The sequence below is a fragment of the Microcoleus sp. Pol12B5 genome (assembly GCF_036701335.1).
Classification (GTDB): Bacteria; Cyanobacteriota; Cyanobacteriia; order Cyanobacteriales; family Microcoleaceae; genus Microcoleus.
This window is the reverse complement of sequence record NZ_JAUBQQ010000015.1, coordinates 68,627-88,082: the sequence shown is the minus strand read 5'-3', so window position 1 is coordinate 88,082 and position 19,456 is coordinate 68,627. Positions and strand designations below refer to the sequence as shown.

At 47.9% G+C, this 19,456-nt stretch carries 18 protein-coding genes; 12 read left to right on the top strand and 6 right to left on the bottom strand.

From position 1 onward, the window contains the following. Positions 1–203 precede the first annotated feature (203 nt). From QUA24_RS10470 to rpmH, 3 genes are read right to left on the bottom strand one after another with little or no spacing between them, the layout of a single operon-like run. A complete protein-coding gene (locus QUA24_RS10470) occupies positions 204–596 on the bottom strand; it encodes a PH domain-containing protein (protein WP_333161710.1) in 393 nt (130 codons plus the stop codon). Continuing rightward, positions 568–972, bottom strand: coding sequence for a ribonuclease P protein component (rnpA, locus tag QUA24_RS10465; protein WP_333083007.1), 405 nt, complete (start codon positions 970–972; stop codon positions 568–570). Before rnpA ends, QUA24_RS10470 begins: the two co-directional genes overlap by 29 nt. Positions 973–1,014: 42 nt before the next feature. Further along, on the bottom strand, positions 1,015–1,152 hold the full coding sequence (gene rpmH / locus QUA24_RS10460) for a 50S ribosomal protein L34 (protein WP_006632320.1): 138 nt from the start codon (positions 1,150–1,152) through the stop codon (positions 1,015–1,017). A gap of 463 nt (positions 1,153–1,615) precedes the next feature. Between rpmH and QUA24_RS10455 the strand changes: the two genes are divergently transcribed. The 11 genes from QUA24_RS10455 to QUA24_RS10410 all read left to right on the top strand — a co-directional run bounded on the left by QUA24_RS10455 (position 1,616) and on the right by QUA24_RS10410 (position 11,853). After that, on the top strand, positions 1,616–1,876 hold the full coding sequence (locus tag QUA24_RS10455; protein WP_333229401.1) for a DUF433 domain-containing protein: 261 nt from the start codon (positions 1,616–1,618) through the stop codon (positions 1,874–1,876). Positions 1,877–2,388: 512 nt separating this feature from the next. Further along, positions 2,389–2,901, top strand: a complete 513-nt coding sequence (locus QUA24_RS10450; RefSeq protein ID WP_333229399.1) for a DUF6714 family protein — start codon at positions 2,389–2,391, stop codon at positions 2,899–2,901. A 74-nt stretch (positions 2,902–2,975) separates the two neighbouring features. After that, a complete protein-coding gene (locus QUA24_RS10445; RefSeq protein WP_333229396.1) occupies positions 2,976–3,137 on the top strand; it encodes a hypothetical protein in 162 nt (53 codons plus the stop codon). Between the two features lie 314 nt (positions 3,138–3,451). Beyond that, the gene (locus QUA24_RS10440) at positions 3,452–4,114 is read left to right on the top strand and encodes a class I SAM-dependent methyltransferase (protein WP_333229394.1); all 663 of its coding nucleotides are present in this window, start codon (positions 3,452–3,454) and stop codon (positions 4,112–4,114) included. Between the two features lie 124 nt (positions 4,115–4,238). Further along, entirely contained in the window at positions 4,239–4,328 is a 90-nt protein-coding gene (locus tag QUA24_RS27295; RefSeq protein ID WP_445242598.1) for a DUF433 domain-containing protein, read from the top strand. A gap of 180 nt (positions 4,329–4,508) precedes the next feature. Then, positions 4,509–5,219 carry a M15 family metallopeptidase gene (locus tag QUA24_RS10435; protein ID WP_333229392.1) on the top strand — a complete coding sequence of 237 codons (711 nt, stop codon included), beginning with the start codon at positions 4,509–4,511 and terminating at the stop codon, positions 5,217–5,219. 284 nt (positions 5,220–5,503) lie between these two features. Further along, positions 5,504–6,574, top strand: a complete 1,071-nt coding sequence (locus QUA24_RS10430; RefSeq protein ID WP_333083001.1) for a glucose-1-phosphate thymidylyltransferase — start codon at positions 5,504–5,506, stop codon at positions 6,572–6,574. A gap of 344 nt (positions 6,575–6,918) precedes the next feature. Beyond that, the gene (locus tag QUA24_RS10425) at positions 6,919–7,452 is read left to right on the top strand and encodes a hypothetical protein (protein WP_333229390.1); all 534 of its coding nucleotides are present in this window, start codon (positions 6,919–6,921) and stop codon (positions 7,450–7,452) included. 10 nt (positions 7,453–7,462) lie between these two features. Beyond that, complete coding sequence (locus tag QUA24_RS10420) at positions 7,463–9,592, top strand: glycosyltransferase (protein ID WP_333229388.1); 2,130 nt, start codon at positions 7,463–7,465, stop codon at positions 9,590–9,592. 14 nt (positions 9,593–9,606) lie between these two features. Beyond that, positions 9,607–10,677: a glycosyltransferase family 1 protein gene (locus QUA24_RS10415; protein ID WP_333229386.1), complete on the top strand. Its 1,071-nt coding sequence runs from the start codon at positions 9,607–9,609 to the stop codon at positions 10,675–10,677. Between the two features lie 93 nt (positions 10,678–10,770). Then, positions 10,771–11,853, top strand: a complete 1,083-nt coding sequence (locus QUA24_RS10410) for a glycosyltransferase family 1 protein (RefSeq protein ID WP_333229384.1) — start codon at positions 10,771–10,773, stop codon at positions 11,851–11,853. A gap of 318 nt (positions 11,854–12,171) precedes the next feature. Here QUA24_RS10410 and petG read toward each other — a convergent pair whose 3' ends face one another. Then, positions 12,172–12,291 (bottom strand): cytochrome b6-f complex subunit V, encoded by a 120-nt coding sequence (gene petG, locus QUA24_RS10405; RefSeq protein WP_006632329.1) that lies wholly within the window; start codon positions 12,289–12,291, stop codon positions 12,172–12,174. 180 nt (positions 12,292–12,471) lie between these two features. Here petG and QUA24_RS10400 point away from each other — a divergent pair, with 180 nt between their 5' ends. Continuing rightward, on the top strand, positions 12,472–12,852 hold the full coding sequence (locus QUA24_RS10400; RefSeq protein WP_333156793.1) for a cytochrome c: 381 nt from the start codon (positions 12,472–12,474) through the stop codon (positions 12,850–12,852). A 143-nt stretch (positions 12,853–12,995) separates the two neighbouring features. On the opposite strand, the gene QUA24_RS10395 is transcribed toward QUA24_RS10400, so the two are convergent. Together QUA24_RS10395 and QUA24_RS10390 are read right to left on the bottom strand one after the other, a co-directional pair. Next, positions 12,996–18,323, bottom strand: coding sequence for a DUF4347 domain-containing protein (locus tag QUA24_RS10395; RefSeq protein WP_333229382.1), 5,328 nt, complete (start codon positions 18,321–18,323; stop codon positions 12,996–12,998). A gap of 707 nt (positions 18,324–19,030) precedes the next feature. Then, positions 19,031–19,390, bottom strand: a complete 360-nt coding sequence (locus QUA24_RS10390) for an NIL domain-containing protein (protein WP_333210550.1) — start codon at positions 19,388–19,390, stop codon at positions 19,031–19,033. Positions 19,391–19,456: the final 66 nt, after the last annotated feature.

Here is a 19,456-nt window from a genome sequence, read left to right as displayed (position 1 = left end):
TCGCTTTGAGTTAATTTAGGTGCTCTATGTTTGCTGTTGAGAACTATTTTTACCCGCTGAAGGCGAGCCGCCTCAATTTTTAGGGTTTTGTCTCTATCTTAGGACATGGCCCGTCGATCGACCGCCCAGTCTGCGGGTTTGTTGTAAAGAGTTTGCCAATACTCGCACTCACTTTACCCTGATTTGAGGGCGAAGCGTTTCGGTTATTTAGCTTTGGCCGCGTTTGCTTTTTGAGCGGCTATGGGCAGTTTTTCGTTAATGTAGTCATACATTGCTCGAAATTTCGGCATAGCTCTGAGTTCCAAGCGGCTGCCATTTTTCATGGTGAGCACCATGTCTCCGTAAGTCCCGAAACCGCGAGGTACAGTGACGATTTTGACTATATCTGAGTAGATAACGTCTGTCTGTTCGCCCCCCATCCAACCGCTAGTTACCGACACTCGGCGGCTCGTGATCCGATAGCGCAGCCACAGAGCCCGGACAATTGCTCCTACTGCTAGGGGGATTCCCACCACAGTCAGCCCCAGGAGTAAATTCAGGATCAAGTCTCCCGGCGCGGGGCCGCCTTCATAATATACTTCCTCTCGAATTCCCATCTAGTACCTCGGCTTCTACCAACAACTGCTCTAATTCTTGCAGAATTTCTGCATAATTGCACTCTTGTGCGATCGGACGCACGACAATTACTAAATCCCACCCGAATTTTAATCGGGGCAATAGCTGTCGCAAAGCTGCCCGAATCTGACGCTTAATCCGGTTGCGGACTACAGCGCGTTTGCTGACTTTCAGGCTGATGGAAATGCCTGTGCGGGTGGGCTGCAAGGATTTTTCGTCTGTCGGTTTCGCAAATTCGGCGCTTTTTGGTTTACGCAGAGCTCTTAAACTGAAATGGGCCGAGTTGCGGCGCATTCCCTTGCGGTAGACGGCGCTGAAGTCTTTTCGGTGCTTAAGTCGGTTTGTCTCGGGCAACATGGCGTAGGGCGATCGTGGAGGCCTCTCAACCTTGATGCAGTGCTAGACTGCGAGGCGGTGGCGACCTTTGCTGCGGCGAGCTTTGATTACCAATCGACCGGTTGCGGTACGCATTCTGGCGCGAAAACCGGATGTTCTTTTTCTTTTGCGGCTGGTTCCGTGCAGGGTTTGCTGTGTCATTTTGATTTCTCCCGGCTTGTTACTTTACTTTTGATTAATATTCACAATCTTCTAGTGTACCATAGAGTGGTTTTCTTGGCAATAATGTTTTTATGATTTGAATTGAGACTAAGAGTGAAGTTGCGATCGCAGCCTTGAATGATTGGTAAAGGCTAGAACCCAGACTTCTTTTACGTGCTGCGGGGTTATGAACAGCTAACATCTATTGAAAGCATTGCCAAAAGAATTGGATGTTTAAAAAACAATCATGAAATTGAGGTGAAGGAAACAGCTAAGTGCCTTTGCTGAACAAAGTTCGATCGCCCTTCGTGCAAAAGAGAGAAAATAGAACAACAGCACGACACGGATAGCACGGATACACGGATGATATTGCAAGGGCGATCGGTTACAGTGTTTTTTAGCAAAGTAATATGGATGTAGTTTTTGGAGGGTTAGGGATAGGACTTCACAACCTAATGGAAAAGTGACTATCGTCCGCACAGAAAGGGGGCTGACGATCGCAGGGACACGCATCACCCTTTATGATGTAATAGATCATCTCAAAGCCCAGTATCCCCCTAAATTCATTCGTGAGGTATTTAACCTTAAAGATGAGCAGATCCGCGCTGCCATTTCCTACATAGAAGCGCACCAGACAGATGTAGAAGCCCAGGATCAAGAAATTTTGAAATCAGCCGAAGAAACTCGGCAGTATTGGGAAGAGCGCAACCACGTGAAGTGCTAATTCGCCGGAACTATTGAGTAAGCTAATGGCAATAGTTACCTACGGGTCAAACGCTCCATCCCACACTAATTATATTAGTCCGCTGCCTCCTATTCTGATGCTGTCTTGGGCAAAGGATTCAGTGGTTCCTCAATAACTTTCGCGTTCGGCATTTCAAAGGATACCAGCACCTGCAAAAACTTTCATTGAGTTGACTGGGTTCAACCACTACAGCATCAATAATTCTCAACAACACAGTGGAACACCGCCAGAGGAAAACAAAGCCGATTTTTCAAATCAAGACTCAGTAAGGTTGATCGCTTGGATCTTGAAATCCTTCGTGCAAAATGTTAAATCCCAACAGGAAAACTGGCTGAGTTACTTGGATAGCGATATTGTTAGTGCGATCGGATACACTGAATCAAGTTGCAAGGGTTAAACCTGTAGGAGTGTTAGTAGCGTAATTAATCACAGACAAAAAAAATCCGACCTCCGTTGGTGGGCCGAACTTGATTAAGAAAAGGAGATTCTGAATGTCCGAACGGCAACAACAATTGCTCGACAACATCGCTCGCGCGTTCCGTGGCGTCGAACTCGGTGACGGAGTCAGCCTCCACGAGACAACGCTCATCGACCTCTACGAAGGTCCCTCAGCGCGACAGGAGGCGAGATTACTGGACGAGAAGCATGGCTGGCGCAAGCTGGTCGGCGACCCTGCGTTGAGCCAGCTTCGCTGGGCGCTGTCCTTCTACGATGCGACTGGCCTCCGCTTCCATCTGCCGGCGTACCTGTCCCTAGCCGTGACCGACTTCGACCTTCGTGAGGATGCGGGCGATGTGCTGGAGAGTCTGATGTTTCTGCTCACGAACTTATCCGAGTACAACCAGGAGCGGTTATCGATCCTCGACAGTCCTCAACGGCGATGTGTCAAGGATGTGCTAGTTTATCTCCGCGATGAGTACGAGTACGAGTTGGAGGGTCTGGAACTTGACCAAGCTATTGGGGGTTACTGGAATTCAGAACCGACGGTGGAGAGACCGGCCTAACCAAACGCTAAAAAATCAGAGGCACGCTGCTAAGGCGCAGTCAGCGCGATCGTCAGCGCGAGTCCGGTAGTGTCATGGTAATACGTCCGGTTCCTCCCGAAGCCCACGGCGAAATCGATTGTATCGCCCTGAAGTACCGCAAGATTGCGATCGCCAAAGATGAGTTATTGCTCCAATTTCAGACTGGAAACCGGATTTCTGACCCAATGTCTGGCAAATTGGACTTTTCACAGTAATCCATCGGGATCGATACCTTGCGATCGCAGCATTTCCTCTAATCGTTCTACACATTGCTGGGCTTGCTCCTTCGCCTGTCGCTCTTGCTCCTTCGCCCGTCGCTCTTGCTCTGTGCGTTGTCTTTCCCGCTCTTGAGGGCTTAGTTCCCGATCCCCCGCTGCGTCAGCATTTTACTTTTGCGAGTGACTTACTGCCACGATCGATCGCACTCTTAGCACCAGCCGAGTGCCGGATGTCCGCCCTGCGAAGTGTGTTTACAATTCTTAATTGTTCTTAAACTAGAAAGAGTAAATCTAGTTTGCGATCGGAATTTATGTTGCTTCCAGCCGACCAACGCACCAAGTTAGACGACACCGACGACAATTTGTTCTATTCCGCTCCCCGGTTTGTGACTCACGTAGACGATGGATTCATTCAGCAACTAACCGATCTATATCGGGAACGGTTGAAACCGAATACTCGAATTTTTGATATGATGAGCAGTTGGGTTTCTCACTTGCCCGACGAGATGCAATTTGCCCATGTGGAAGGGCACGGCATGAATGAAGAAGAGTTGGCAAAGAACCGCAGACTGAATCATTATTTCGTGCAGAATTTGAACGCTAATGCCAAATTGCCACTGCCGGATGCAGAGTTTGACGCGGTTGTCAACTGCGTTTCCGTACAGTATTTGCAACACCCAGATGTGATTTTTGCCGAGATTCACCGCATTTTGAAGCCTGGTGGCATAGCAATTATCAGCTTTTCCAACCGGATGTTTTATCAAAAGGCGATCGCGGCTTGGCGGGAAGGTTCCGAGGGCGATCGGGTCGAATTAGTTAAGGGTTACTTTGATTCTGTCAAAGGAGCGAATATACCTGGATTTAGCAAGCCGGAAGTAATTGTTCGCAAGCCTAACTTGCCGAGTTTTATGCAAATGCTGCGAATATCAAGCGGCGATCCGTTTTATGCGGTAGTTGCTTACCGCCAAAGTTAGGATTTTGGGGCAGTAAGGACTTTAGGACTTTAGGTGGAGATTGAAAACACTAAAGTCCTTACTACAAAACGATCGAAAGCTACGCTCTTTAGGTTAGGATATATCTAATATTTGTTCCTAAAATATGGACAACCAACTTTTGCAGCGCATCACACTCGATCCAAATATCTGTCACGGAAAACCCTGTATGCGCGGTCTCCGATATCCAGTATAATTAATTATTGAATTACTTAGTTCGGGTATGAATGCTAAATAAATTATAGATGACTATGAGGATTTAGAACATAAGGATATTCTAGCTGGTTTGCTATTTGCAGCGCAACGGAATCAAGTGAAAAGCATATACTGAGTATTGTAGTTCATCAGTAATCATAAAGTAGGGTAAAACCTTGATATGAAACCATACCAGCAAATAGAGATAGACGAATGTGGCGAACCTTTAGTCCCTATTCCAGCAGAACATTTTGCATTTGAAATGCCGCACCCTTATCAAAAGTTGGGTGCACCGTATCACAACAGCAAAGCAGATTCCCCTTACTACTTGCGGCAAGGAGTTGTAGATAGTTTAATCGCCGCTCAAACCCAGCTACAGCAAAATTATCAAAATTGGAAAATTCTGATATTTGACGCTTATCGGCCGGTGGAAGTGCAGCAATTTATGGTAGATTATACTTTTAATCAAATTGCCCTAGCTCAAGGCTGCGAATTTCCGGTTTCCGAAGACAAACGCCAAGTGATTATAGAACACGTCTATCAATTTTGGGCAGTACCCAGCCTCGATCGCGCAACCCCTCCTCCTCACAGTACAGGTGCAGCTTTAGATATAACTTTAGTGGATGAAAACAATCGGCAAATTGATATGGGCTCTCCGATTGATGAAATATCAGAACGTTCTTATCCCGACTATTTTTGTAATAGCAAGAAGTCGCAAAAGCAGGAATATCACCGTCGCAGGCAAATATTAAAAAATGCGATGATAGCTGCGGGTTTTCAGCAACATCCTAACGAATGGTGGCATTTTTGTCAGGGCGATCAGATGTGGGCTTGGTTGACAAATCAAAACAATAGTGGTAGTCAATTGATTGCCCGATATGGCCGCTATTAAAAGGGTACACAATTAAATCGGAACGGGCGCAACCGCGACCTTAAGAAAGGGTTTTTTTGACCAAAAACCTCAGCTTTTAACTGCTTCCTGTGGCAATAAACCTGGTTTCTGACACTCTGTGCCTCCCGCACTATAAAACTATGAGCAAAATAAATCATTTGTGTCAGGATACACTGCAACTATTGCCAGCGGGGTAGCGGTGGTTTAAAATCAACGAGAGCTAACAAGTGCAGGCAATATTTGCCAGCACCGCAAACCCTAAAGGATAACTCAGAGTTCACCCAATGAAAGCACTCATCCTCTCTGGCGGTAAAGGAACACGCTTGCGTCCCCTCACCTATACGGGTGCTAAGCAGTTGGTTCCTGTAGCAAATAAGCCGATACTGTGGTACGGAATTGAAGGAATTGTGGCGGCTGGGATTACTGATATTGGGATTATTATTAGTCCCGAAACCGGGGAAGAGGTGAAGACGAAAACAGGAGATGGATCTCGCTTCGGGGCGAAAATTACTTATATCTTGCAAGCAGAGCCGGCAGGACTCGCTCACGCGGTAAAAGTTGCCAGACCATTTTTGGGCGATTCTCCGTTTATTATGTATTTGGGAGATAACTTAATTCAGAATCAGTTAGATCCGTTTTTAGAGATTTTTAACAAGCAGAAACTAGACGCTCTGATTATGCTGCGTCCCGTTTCCAATCCCTCTGCTTTCGGTGTGGCAAAAGTTGATGAGAAAGGCAGAGTTTTGCAGTTAGTAGAAAAACCCAAAGTTCCGCCGTCAAATTTAGCACTGGTGGGAATTTACTTTTTTGCTCCTACTATCCACGAGGCGATCGATCAAATTCAACCTTCGCCCCGGGGCGAACTCGAAATTACCGATGCCATTCAACAGCTCATCAATCAGGAAAAACACGTAGAAGCCTGCAATTTAGAGGGTTGGTGGCTGGATACGGGGAAAAAAGATGATTTGCTGAGTGCAAACCAAATCATTTTAGATAGCTGCATCGTAGCTTCAACTGAATTAAAAGTAGATGCGAAAAGTCAAATTATCGGGCGAGTGCAAATAGGAGAAGGAACGGAAATCATTAATTCTACAGTTCGCGGGCCAGTGGTAATTGGGGAAAATTGCCGCATTGAAAATTGCTTTATCGGGCCTTACAGCAGTATTGCCGATCGCGTGACGATGATTGATGCGGATATCGAACACAGTGTAATATTGCAAGGGGCGAAAATAGTTGGCATTCACCAGCGAATTGTTGACAGCGTGATCGGGCAGCGAGCTCAACTCACCAATGCACCTGCTCGTCCAAAAGCTCTGCGGTTTATGATTGGTGATGACAGTCAAATTGAGTTATAGCAATCCTTGCAGGAGTCGTAAACTTTTTACCCCACCCCACCCCTCCCCGCGGGTTCGGGGAGGGAGTAAGAAATCCACAAATTATTTAGGATTGCTATAGCTTAAATTGAGATATTGCCAATATCGGAAGCAATAATCCTGATTTAGCAAGAGATAAATTTTATTGTGGGAGTAGGGGTTGGGCATCCGGCCCGCCCTTGAACAGGTAAGATGCCTGTTCCACAATTAATTACAATTATTCACACAGCAAAGCGGCTTGTTCACAATTAGTTACAATGATTGCAACAGCGAAGATGCCTGTTCCATAATTAAGTCATAGTAAGTTATCTCAAGGAGAGGAAAGTTTGGAGTACGAAGAAATACCAACTCAACAGATAATACATAAATTGCGGCAAACTTTGGAGCCGCGAATTGGTATTGCTGAGCTGTCGCTGTTGGGAACAAAAAATAGTACGATCGCCCAAAATGAAGATGATGAAGATATCGCCCTTTTAAAGGCAGGTTTCGACATTTATAATATCCCCATTACCTCTTACCAAAGGCGACTCGGTTCCGCAGTCATCGTCGTTAGGAAAATAGTCCGAAAATTGCTCAGACCGGTACTCGAACGACAAGTAATTTACAATTTTGCTAATACGCGGGTCGTGCATACGTTAAGCACACAATTGCAAAAATTGCAAGAAAATCAACAAACTATCTTTGAAAAAATTGAATCGGAATTCAGCAGCGAATATCCCGAAGTTACAGCACAGCTTGAGACTCAACAAAGAGCCATCGCAACTTTTCAGTCTGAAATAGAGCAAATTAAAGCAGTGCAGCAGCAACATACTGCTATTTTAGAGAAGATTACCGCTCAATTGCTTGATCGACCACAATAAAGCATCCAAGATGACCACACCGCCCATATGCTCGTTAATTATAGTCAACTATAACGGTCTGCGCCACACGAAAGATTGCTTAAAATCTCTACAAAAACTTGCGTATCCCGAACAGCAACTAGATTTAATTGTAATTGATAATTGCTCTAAAGACGGTTCCGTTAATTCCCTGCGCGAACTCTTTCCAAAAGTTGGCATTTTTGTCAATACTGCCAACAACTTTGCTAAAGCCCTCAACCTCGGCATCAGCCAAGCGAAAGGGCAATATATCGGCTTTCTAAATAACGATGCTACCCTTGACAGTCGCTGGTTAGAGATTCTTGTAAAACGGCTAGAAACTAATAAAGAATTAGGTGCGGCTAGCGGCAAATTGTTGTTTAAAGACGGGCGAATTAACAGCGCTGGTATTCAGCAATTACCTAATTTTTATTGGCGAGATGTCGGTTTTGGCGAAAAAGATTCGGGACAGTACGATACAGAAGGGGAAGTCGAAGGGCTTTGTTGGGCGGCGGTGCTTTTCCGCAGGGAATGTCTCGAAGATGTCGGGCCAATCGATGAAGATTTTGTGATGTACTTTGAAGATGTAGAGTTTGCCCAACGCTGCCACAAACGCGGTTGGAAAATGCTTTATACTCCCGCCGCTATCGCCCATCACGAATATAGAGGTTCGAGTAAAGGCAGCAAACTTACCGAGTATTTCTGCAACCGCAATCGGTTTTTGTATTTGGCAAAACATGAACCTTTGCAATTAGTCAAAGGAATTCATACTTCAGATTTTTTCACTAACAAGCAGTACGATTTGCTGTTCGAGAGTTTATTTGTAGCGATTAAAAAGCTGCTTGATTATCAGAAACCAGAAATCATTGAAACTGTATTGCCGCAGTTGTCGGAAAAGTTGGCGGTGATTTACAGTCGCCTGAAGATCGATCGCATTTTGTCTCGATTGCAGGTGGTTCGGGGCGATCGCAAAATGTCGATCGCCATTTACGATCATGGGCTGCATTTTATTGGTGGCGGTCAAAAATACGTCGCTACCCTCGCCTCGCTGCTGCAAAATGAATTTGACATTACTTTTATCGCCAATAAACCAGTTGCTGTTTCCGACTTAGAATCCTGGTACGGACTCAACCTTTCAGGATGCAAAATTAAAATTATGCCCTTGGCGTTTTACGAGAAACGCGGAATGCAGTGTATCGATTCCAGCATCATCGTAGAAGATATGGAAAATCCCTTTGATGAAATTGCCAGAGAAAGCAAAAATTACGATATTTTCATCAACGCGAACCAACTGGAAAAAGTTAAACCACTGTCGCCAATCTCAGTATTTTTCTGTCACTTCCCCAATACCTTCCGCAACCGTCACTTTGCTGTCGATGATTACACTTTCATTATTGCCAACAGTCAATTTACCGTCAAGTGGTTGGAAAAACGCTGGAACCTACAGCCAACTTTTCTGCTTTATCCGCCTGTGGAAATGGCAACAGTTAAAGTGCCGAAAGAAAACATAATTTTGGCGGTGGGACAGTTTGAAGCTGGGGGAACAAAAAAGCAAATTGAACTAATTAAAGCTTTCCGTAGTTTGCTAGCGGATTATCCCGAAGATTTTCAAGGATGGCGACTAATTTTAGTTGGCAGCAGCATTCCGAAAAATCCTTATTTAAAGACTGTTCAGAATTTATTGAAGCAAGATTCAAGGGCGATCGAGTTAAAAGTCAATGTTGACTTCGATGAGGTAAAATCGCTTTATGCTAGAGCAAGTATATTTTGGCACGGCTGCGGTTTGGGTGAAGTCAATCCTCAAAGATTTGAGCATTTCGGGATGGCGACTGTGGAAGCAATGCACAACAGTTGTGCTCCGATTGTTTTCAACGGCGGCGGCCAACCGGAAATTGTGGAACATGGGCGATCGGGCTTTGTGTTCAATACCGTTGAGGAACTTTGTCAGCATTCACATCAACTAATTGTTAATCCTGATTTGCTAGCAGAACTTCAAGCTCGTGCACAGCAACGCAGTCAGAACTTTAGACTTTCACATTTTGAAAAAAAAGTCAATAGTTTTTTTGATATTATTCATCAAGAGTATGCTACAATTCGGCTGCCAAATCCTGCCGATATAGCTCAAATGCTCGATCGAACTTAAAGGCTAATTCAAGCGTGTCTAACCCACTTTTAATCAATTTATCCTTCTTAAGTCCTGAACCAACGGGAATCGGAACTTATGCAGCTAATCTTTTCCCGCAACTGCAAAAGCTAAAACCAACATTACTGACTTCCCAGCAAATTAACCATTATACTTGCCACCAAATTCCCGAAAGTCTGACACCGAATCGCGGCCCGAAAGGACAAATTAACAGGCTGCTGTGGACTCAATTTGACTTACCTAAAATTTACAAAAAATTGCAGTCAAGCCTGATATTTTCCCCTATTCCCGAAGCACCTTTGTATTCCGGCTGTCGCTACATTGTCACAGTTCACGATTTAATTCCTTTGCGATTTCCCCGACGGTTTTCTCGATTAACAGCTTATTTTCGCTACTACATACCGCAGGTTTTGCGGCAAGCAGAACACATTATTTGCGATTCTCAAGCAACAGCGGCAGATGTTGCTAATTTTTTCCACATTGCACCTGAGAAAATGACCGCCATTCCCCTAGCTTGCGATAATATTAATTTTAGATATCTCGACTTGCCAACCAAAAAATATTTTCTTTATACGGGTAGACACGATCCTTACAAAAACTTGGAGAGATTAATTGCTGCATTTGCGAGTTTGCCGGATCGCGCAAATTACGAATTGTGGCTAGCAGGGCCTCCCAATGCCTACACACCGCAATTGATAGCACAAGTTGAAAAATTAGGTTTACAATCTTTGGTAAAGTTTCTCGGTTACGTTCCTTATTCTCAATTGCCCGTACTGATGAATCAAGCGATCGCCCTAGTTTTTCCTACACTTTGGGAAGGATTCGGCTTACCAATTTTAGAAGCAATGGCTTGCGGCACACCCGTCATCACATCCAACCTCTCATCGATGCCAGAAGTAGCCGGAGATGCCGCATTATTAGTCAATCCTTACAGCGTCGGAGAAATAGCCGAAGCCATGCAAACAGTAGCAACAGATTCAAAAGTGCGATCAAACTTAAAAACTGCTAGTTTAGCCAGATCATCTCAATTTAGTTGGCACAAAACCGGAACAGCAACCGCCAACATCTTACAGCAATATCTTTAAATCTTCCCTCTCTTCCTTTCTCCTCTCTGCGTCCTCTGCGCCCTCTGCGGTTAAAAAAATCCCACCCACAAACCGCAATCTACATATTATCCCATGCCCAATCCCAAATCTAACTTACTAATTAACCTTTCTTTCCTAATTTCCAAACCAACTGGCTTAGCCATCTACGCCAAAAACCTATTTCCCCATCTAAAATCCCTCAATCCAACATTACTAACAGCCGAAAAATTCCCCAATAGTAATTGCTACCAAATCCCCCCAAACCTCACACCAGAACAAGGAACCAAAGGACACATCAACCGATTACTGTGGACACAAACCCAACTCCCCAAAATTTACAAACAGCTAAAATCTAACCTGTTATTTTCCCCAATTCCCGAAGCTCCTCTATTTGCAGGTTGCCGCTATATAATTACAGTACATGACTTGATAGCGCTGCGATTTCCCCGCCGCTTCGATCCTCTGACACCTTACCACCGCTACTACATTCCCCAAGTGCTGCGGCAGGCTGAACACATCATTTGCGACTCGGAAGCAACTGCTAAAGATATTAATAATTTTTGCAATATTCCTACTAATTTAATTACGCCAATTTTCCCCGGATACGATACCCGTTTTTTCCGTTTTTTAGACTTGCCAACAAGCAATTATTTTCTTTATATCGGCCGCCACAATCCTTATAAAAACGTGCAGCGAGTTGTAGCAGCTTTTGCGGCTGTTCATCATAATTCCGAATACGAATTGTGGATAGCAGGTTCGGAAGACAAACGCTATACGCCGCTGCTGAAGGCACAGGTTCAAGAATTGGGATTGGTCGATCGAGTAAAATTCCTAGATTACCTCCCCGCCGCCGACTTGCCTAAAGTCATCAACCAAGCGATCGCGCTGGTTTTCCCCAGTCTTTGGGAAGGATTCGGCCTCCCCGTGCTCGAAGCAATGGGCTGTGGCACTCCTGTCATCACCTCTAACCTGTCTTCAATGCCCGAAGTTGCGGGGGGTGCAGCCTTATTAGTCAATCCCTACAGCGTCGAGGAAATTGCCTCTGCTATGCAAGAGCTTGCAGCCGATGCCAAAGTTCGATCGCACTTGCGGGATCTCGGTTTAGCCAGAGCAAAACAATTTAGCTGGGAAAAAACGGGTCTGGAAACTGCTGCTATTCTCGATCGATATCTTTAACGAAGGAAGTTCGGCAACGGATGTAACGGATGTAACGGATGTCGAGAAGAAGGAAGAGGGAAGTTCGGCAACGGATGTAACGGATGTAACGGATGTCGAGAAGAGGGAAGAGGGAAGTTCGGCAACGGATTCGGTAACGGATGTAACGGATTTAACGGATGTCGAGAAGAAGGAAGAGGGAAGAGGGAAGAGGGAAGAGGGAAAAGGGAAGAAGTCAGTAGGCCGATTTAATGACCAATTCCCCATGCCCCATGCCCAATTCCCAATTCCCAATTCCCCCTCCCCCTGACAGCCTGAGTTAGGGACTGTAGACCCCTTTTACTTATTGATACCCAACTGATCGCCGCGCTTGTACTGCTGATAAGCAGCAAAAAACAGCCCCGCCAGAGTAACAAAGATTAGACCCAGAACAATACCTGAAAGTAGCGGTTCTACCATGAGAGCTCCTCAACGTTAAGATTTAACAACCTATTTTTAATATTACCAGCACTTACACAGATGAATTTTCCGAAAAACCCCCTTCCGGGAGTATTAGATCTTGCTCTCCCCGCTGCGAACGATTAAGCTATGTTATGAGAAATAAATTTTCTTGTAGATACTATTTTTAATTGAACTCCTTTGAATAACCAACTTGCCAGGAATGAAATTAAAAACCCGATCGAGCGACTTGCCATATTTGCGCTAGCGGTGTTGCTTGCCATCATGTTGGCGATTATCACAATACGTCAGTTTCAAGTCGCCGATCCTTACGTCAAAAGCGTATTATCCCTCACGGGCAACCCGTTTCAGGGTTCCGCCATCTTTCAAATGAACTGTGCCGGTTGTCACATCTCCGTTTCAGACAGTCAAGTCGGGCCCAACTTGCACGGAGTTTCCGAGCGCAAATCCGAATTGGATCTGATCCGGCAAGTCACCAGCGGGCAAACCCCACCAATGCCGCAGTTTCAACCGAGTCCGCAAGAAATGGCCGACTTGCTGAAGTATCTCGAACAAATTTGACAAAAGAAGGGGAACGGAATTCGTTCCCCTTCTTTGGCAGAGCCTCGAAACCCATGCTTCGAGGCTCTGCTTTCGGGTAGTCCCTCTGTTGGGACGAGAGGCAATTGTAGGATCGGTTGCAACTGCCGAGTTTTATGTGGGGACTAAACCAGCAAGTTAAAACTCTGAGCCGATAACTGGCTCGGCTGTACGCCCCTCAGTATAGCCAAAATCTGGTCGCTGTTTGCGATTCCGATCGCCGTCGAGCCATTAGTTTCGGTCAATGACAGTTGATTGAAGTCCAAGCCTCCCACCAACCCGATCAAATCAACTCCTGCGGTGAAGTTGAAAATCGTGTCAATTCCTCCGCCCGCTGACAAGACAAAGCCATTACTGCCACTGCCACCGACGAGGGTATCGCTGCCAATGCCGCCAAAGAGCAAGTCATCGCCGGTGTCAGCAAAAAGCAAATCATCGCCGCTGCCGCCAATTAAGGTATTGTTACCCTCGCCGCCGCAGAGAGTGTCATTGCCTTGATCGCCAAATAGCACGTCGTCGCCCGCGCCTCCCAAAATTACGTCATCGGCTTTGCCCCCGTACAATATGTCATTGCCTTCGTCGCCAGAAAGAGAGTCGTTGCCACGATTGCCATAAATCGTATCGTTACCGCGATCGCCAAAAATCAGGTCAAACCCTTTGCCACCAAAGAGAGTATCGTTATCGATGCCTCCGTAGATAGTATCGTTGGCTATATTGCCATTGATATAGTCACCGCCCCCTCGACCAAAGATCAAATCGTTGCCACCCAACCCGAAGATAGAGTCACTGCCGACACTACCCACGATCGTATCGTCGCCGTTAGGGCCGTTGCTCACACCCGCTGAAGGAGTGCCGGGCTGATTGGGAGTAGCGATCCTGGGGAAGTTCTCAGGGCAAACCAAATCTGTCGTTACAGGTGCAGGCGTCGGCGTCGTTACAGGTGCAGGCGTCGGCGTCGTTACAGGTGCAGGTGTCGGCGTCGTTACAGGTGCAGGTGTCGGCGTCGGTACAGGTGCAGGCGTCGGCGTCGGTGCAGGTGCAGGTGCAGGCGTCGGCGTCGGTACAGGTGGCAGTGGCGGCGGCGTCGGAGTCGGCGGCGGCGTCGGAGTCGGCGTCGGCGCTGGGAAGTTGCCAAAGTTGATCCCGCTGACAATAGCGCCCGAAGTTAGGGTGATGTCGGCGGGTTGGGGTGTGCTTTGGGTAAACCCAGGTTGGTTGATTTCCGTGACGCGGTAGGTTCCCGGCGTTAGGTTCGCGAACAGGTAGTTGCCGCTGTTGTCTGTGGTAGTGGTAACAGGAGCAGGAGCAGTTCCAGCTACAACATTGGTTAACTGAATTTGGAAATTGGGTAAACCCGGTTCTCCAGCATCCTGAGTGGCATTGTTGTTGGTGTCTTGGAACTTCAGACCTCGGATCGCCCCGGGTTGCGGCAGGAAGTTGCCGAAGTCAATGCCTGTGATGTTATCAGAGGGATTAACCGTAACGGGGGCGGGGTTGGGGGTCGTCTGCGTCCAGCCATTTTGCTGGACTTCCCTTACCTGGTAAGTACCTGCGGGTATATCTCGGAGAGTGTAGTTGCCCGCTGCATCAGTGATGGTAGTGGGTTCGCCCTGCTGAAAGATGCCATCGGGATTGATACTGTCGAGGAATATTTGCCAGTTACCTAGCCCCAATTCTCCGGCATCCTTAAGGCCGTTGTTGTTGAGGTCATTGAATTTTTGACCGCTAATAGTGCTGGACTGGAAGTTGCCGAAGTTGATATTAGCGATGTCTTGACCGCTGGTGACAGTGATGTCATCGGGGTTGGGGGTAGTTTGCGTCCAAGTAGGTTGCAAGACTTCCCGCACCTTGTAGGTTCCGGCTGACAAATCGAGGAATTTGTAGGTGCCTGCGGCATCGGTAAGGGTGTTCGGTTCCCCGGTGTCGAGAGTGCCGTTATCGTTGGTATCGAGGAAGAATTGCCAGTTGGCAAGCCCTAGTTCCCCGGTATCTTGTACCCGGTTGTTGTTGAGGTCATTGAACTTCAGACCGCTGATGCTATTGGGCTTGAAGTTGCCGAAGTTGTTATTTTGGGAGTCGGTACCGCTAGTGACGGCGATCGTAAACGCGCCGGAAAGAGTAGGCGTGGCTGCATTGACCAGGGGTACAGTTTGCGTCCAGCCTGTTTGTGGCACTTCCCGAACTGTATAAGTGCCGGCTGGCAAGTTGGTGAACTGGTAGTTACCGGCGACATCGGTGACGGCGGCGTTAGTGCCTGTTTCGGCGGCTACTGCGTCTTGGACGCCGTTGTTGTTGGCATCCAGGTAGATTGTCCAGCCTCCTAGGGGTTCTTCTGCTGGCGCTTCTTGGATGCCATTTTTGTTGAGATCGTTAAATTTAATCCCGCTGATTTTGCCCAACTGGAAGTTGCCGAAGTCTTGAGCCGTAATGTTTGTGCCACTGACTGGGTTAATTGGATAAAAAGTCGGGCCGGCGGTTTGTGAGAAACCAGTCGGTACGTCTTCTCTCACAAAGTGCCTACCGGAGCCGACGTTGGCAAAGCTATATGTCCCAGCAGCCGCTGCCGCTGTCCCGGTAACTTGAGAGGCAATTTCCGCATCACCGCTATCTAAAGTGCTGTTATCGTTAGTATCCTTGAACAAGCGAACGGTAGTGCCGTTGAGGGGGGTGTCGTCAGCAGAGAAGCCGTTGCCTGTGAGGTCGGTGAATTTGGTGCCGCTAACGGTGATGTTTTGGAAAATGCCGAAGTTTTGACCGGTGACGGGAGTACCGCTTTGGGCACTAACGAGAATTGCGGCAGCGGGGAAAGAGATGCTGGAGTTGGCTGGGGCAGTGGCTTGTATCAGGTAATTGCCGGGGCCTATCTCCGAGAATGTGTAATCTCCTGCTCCTGCAGTGGTTTGTGCAGTTCCGACAACAGTATCTGTGCCGACTTCTAGCGTGTTGTTGTTGTTGGTGTCTTTGTATAAGTTAACGGTGATGCCGTTTAATACGGTGTCATCGGGCGTGAAGCCGTTGCCCGCGAGATCGGTGTAGGTTTTGCCTGCGATCGATGTTTTCTGGAAATTACCGAAGTTGGCCCCCGTGACATTAACAATACCCGTATTTGCCGGAGTCGGGCTGAGGGTCTGCACCCAAGCAGTCGCAGGGGTTCCAGCGGGTGGCGCTTCTGTAATCGGAGTATCTGTTTTTACGTCGCGGATGATGTAAGTGCCGTCGGCTGCGGTAGTAGCGCTCTTCGTGCCTACAGAAATCACCCAGCCCGGAAGACCTGGTTCAGTCGCCGCGGCACCTTGCAGGCTATCTCCGTTAAGGTCGTTGAATTTAACGCCTGTGACGATCGGGCCGTACTCATAAGCACCGATATCAACACTAGCGCCGATCGTCCGGGGAAAGCCAGCACCCCGCTGGTCAGTTGCCCCGGCAGCCGCAGCCGCGGCGGCGTCGCCGCCATCGATCGCCGGATTAGGACTGTCCGCCAAAGCATAGGTGACAGGAACGCCTGTAGCCTGGTTCAATCCTGGGGTAGGGGCGATGACATTTGCTAGAGGAACGGTCAGTTGCTGGGTGGCAGGTAAATTGCTGCCAGCAACATTCCCGATCAAATTGTTGATACTGGTGGCGGCGAAAGAGGTTCCGAACACGTCAGGATTCGCGCCGCCAATATTACCTGCGACGATCGAATTTCTGACATTCACAGTACCGCCGTTAGTAGCAATGCCCCCGCCCACAGCAAGAGCAGGGGCAGTAGCAGTAGCAGTGTTAGCAGTAATGGTGTTGTTAGTGAGAGTTGCACTAGCGCCGAAGTTGACAAAAATCGCGGCCCCCGCGCCCTGGCCCGGTGTCGCCCCCGCGCCTCCGGTTGCTGTGTTGTTGAACAAAGTGCTGTTGTTCAGGGTCAAACTACCACTATTAACAAAAATTGCGCCTCCCAAACCAGCACCGCCGCCGCCGCCGGTTGGGCTGCCGGCGCCGCCTGGGGTGAAAGCTCCGACGGTCGTGCTGGTTCCGCCTATTGTACCGCTCCCACCTCCGCCACCGAAGCCGCCGACACCACCGTTGCCGATCGCACCTGCCACACTGCCGGTACCGCCAGCGCCGCCACCGCCGCCACCGCCACCGAATCCGGCAGCGCCGCCAGCACCACCAACGCCGCCAGCGCCTGCAGTGCCCGTACCTGCCTGACCGCCGATGCCGCCAGCGCCACCGCCACCGCCACCGCCACCCAAGCCTCCAGTGCCACCGATGCCGCCGATGCCTCCAACTCCGCCATTAGTACCGCCCGGTGTACCGCTGCCACCAACCCCTCCCGCGCCACCAATTCCGCCGTTGAGACCGGTTCCTGGCAATCCGCCACTGCCAGCGCCACCACTGCCACCAGGGCCGCCGGGCCCACCTGCTGCGCCGTTATTTACCAGGCCGGGAAGGCCTGCTTGACCGGGGCCGCCTGCGGAAACGAAGGGAAACAGGCCTGCAAAATCGGTGTTGCCGCCCGGGCCTCCGGCGGCGTTCGCGACGGGGGCGCTGCCATTGCCGCCCCTCGCGCTGTTGCCATTGAAGGTAACGTTGTTAACTGTGACATTGCCGCTGTTGATAAATAGTGCGCCGCCCATGCCTGCCGCACCGCCACCCCCCCCCGTACCGGGACCGCCTTGCGCTAGACCACCGGTCAATGTCAAGTTGGAAAATGTGACTGGGGTAGTGGCGCTGTCTATGAAGAAGCCCCGGTTATTGCCCATATCTAGGGTGAAACCGCCGCCGGTAAACGTGATGGGGGTGGAAATTCTGGGCAGAACCTGTCCCACCCCGAAGGTGATGTTGCCGGTGATGGCGATCGTGTCTGCATTGGGCAAAGCGTTAGCCAGAGTTATCGCATCTCGCAGTTCGCCAAATGTGGCGACCAAAACTGCACTGTAAGCTTCCCTCGCCTCTGCCGAAAATGCCAAAGGTGTTTCTATTTTGCCCGTAGTCACTTCCAGCACCCAGTCTCCACCCAGTGCCGCACTGCCGGTCAAGTTATCGGAAGCGGCAATATTTGCTCCCGTGAGCTGGCTCAGCCTTTCCACGAAGGCGACACCTGCTTCTGTGGCGGCGACGTTGCAACCGTAAAGCAGAATTTCGGGTTTAGCTGTAATTGGAGAGTTAGAGTTTGCCTCAGTTGTTGGCAAAGCAAACCATGTTTCTAAATAATTGCGGTAGGTTTCAATGTTACTGAGATTAAGTTCTGTACCCCCCAGTTGCAAGCTGGCTGCTGCGCCGTGAGACAAAATGTGGACGGCTGCAATGTTTTGCCGCTGTTTAAGTGTTTCGGCGATTTGCTCGATGCCGTCGCGATCGGCATTCAGAATAACAATTTCTGTATCGGGATTGACCGTTTCTGTTAAACTTTCGCAATCTTTAACTTGTGAATCTGCAAAAACTATCTGGTGTTTCCGTTCTTTATAGAGTTCCACGTTTAAATTCTCCTGGTACACGCACACATCAAATTCATATCACAAACCAACCGCAGCAGCGATCGATCTTTTTCCAGCGCGGATGAGAGTCGTTGGCGAAGCCCTCGAAGAGGATCGCCCCTAACTTTCACCTAAATTGAATATTGACAAAAACCTTTTTCTATGCTCCCCTGCCCTAACTGAGTTAGTTTGATTGTTGAGAAGTCTTAAAGGGGGATATTGTTCCGGCTGTTACAACAATTTTGGCAAAGACTTGCGCTGTTTATTGATACACCTGAGATGGAGAAAACACCAGATTTTATAAAAATTGTCAATCCAATAGTTAGCTGATGACGATCAATATTGGTTAATCAAGAGTCATCAGTCACGATTATTAGCTGTAAGCTAGTATTATTTGGTAGTTGTTTGCTGCTTAATTATCGGTATGTGCGATCCTCTTCGAGGGCTTCGCTAATGACCAACCGCCATCAAATTTGTTTGTAGTGAGGAATGCAAGTCCTGTGAGTTTTATGAAGACTGGCATTCCTCACTACAAAAGTTAGAACAGTTATTTTACAAAAATAGATAGGACTGATAAATCCTGACTCATGACTAATATTTATGGACACTATTATTATACTCAATAGGTCGGGAAGAGGAAAGAAAATTTGGCGTGACCGTCCAGAATATTAACTCCTCTTCCATTTGGGGCATCCAAGGCTCACTAATTACCAAGTTTCTTCATCGGGATGATTGGAATTGCTCCAGATTTCCACATCTAAATCATTGAGATAAATCAGAGCCGTTTCAATCTGTTTACTTGTACCGTTAAGTTCTAAGTCAAACCAACCATCATCTAAAGTTTTAACACCCAACAAAGCGGCATTAAAATTTACCGTCAAACCGTATTCAGAAATCAGGTTAGAGATCACAGGTTCCTGATGGTATTCTTTAGGAACACGAATGCGAATGCGGGTTTGAGTTGGTCTGCTGTCACCACTATCAGAGTGGGGAATATCTGATTCGTGGGTTCTGTGAAAATCGCCGATCGCCTCAAATTCCGATTCGCTAGTATTGTTAGCTAACATTTGGGACTCCTAATTTTTGTTTCAGTTTACACTTTGCACCAATATCTTGTAGAATGGGTCGCTGTG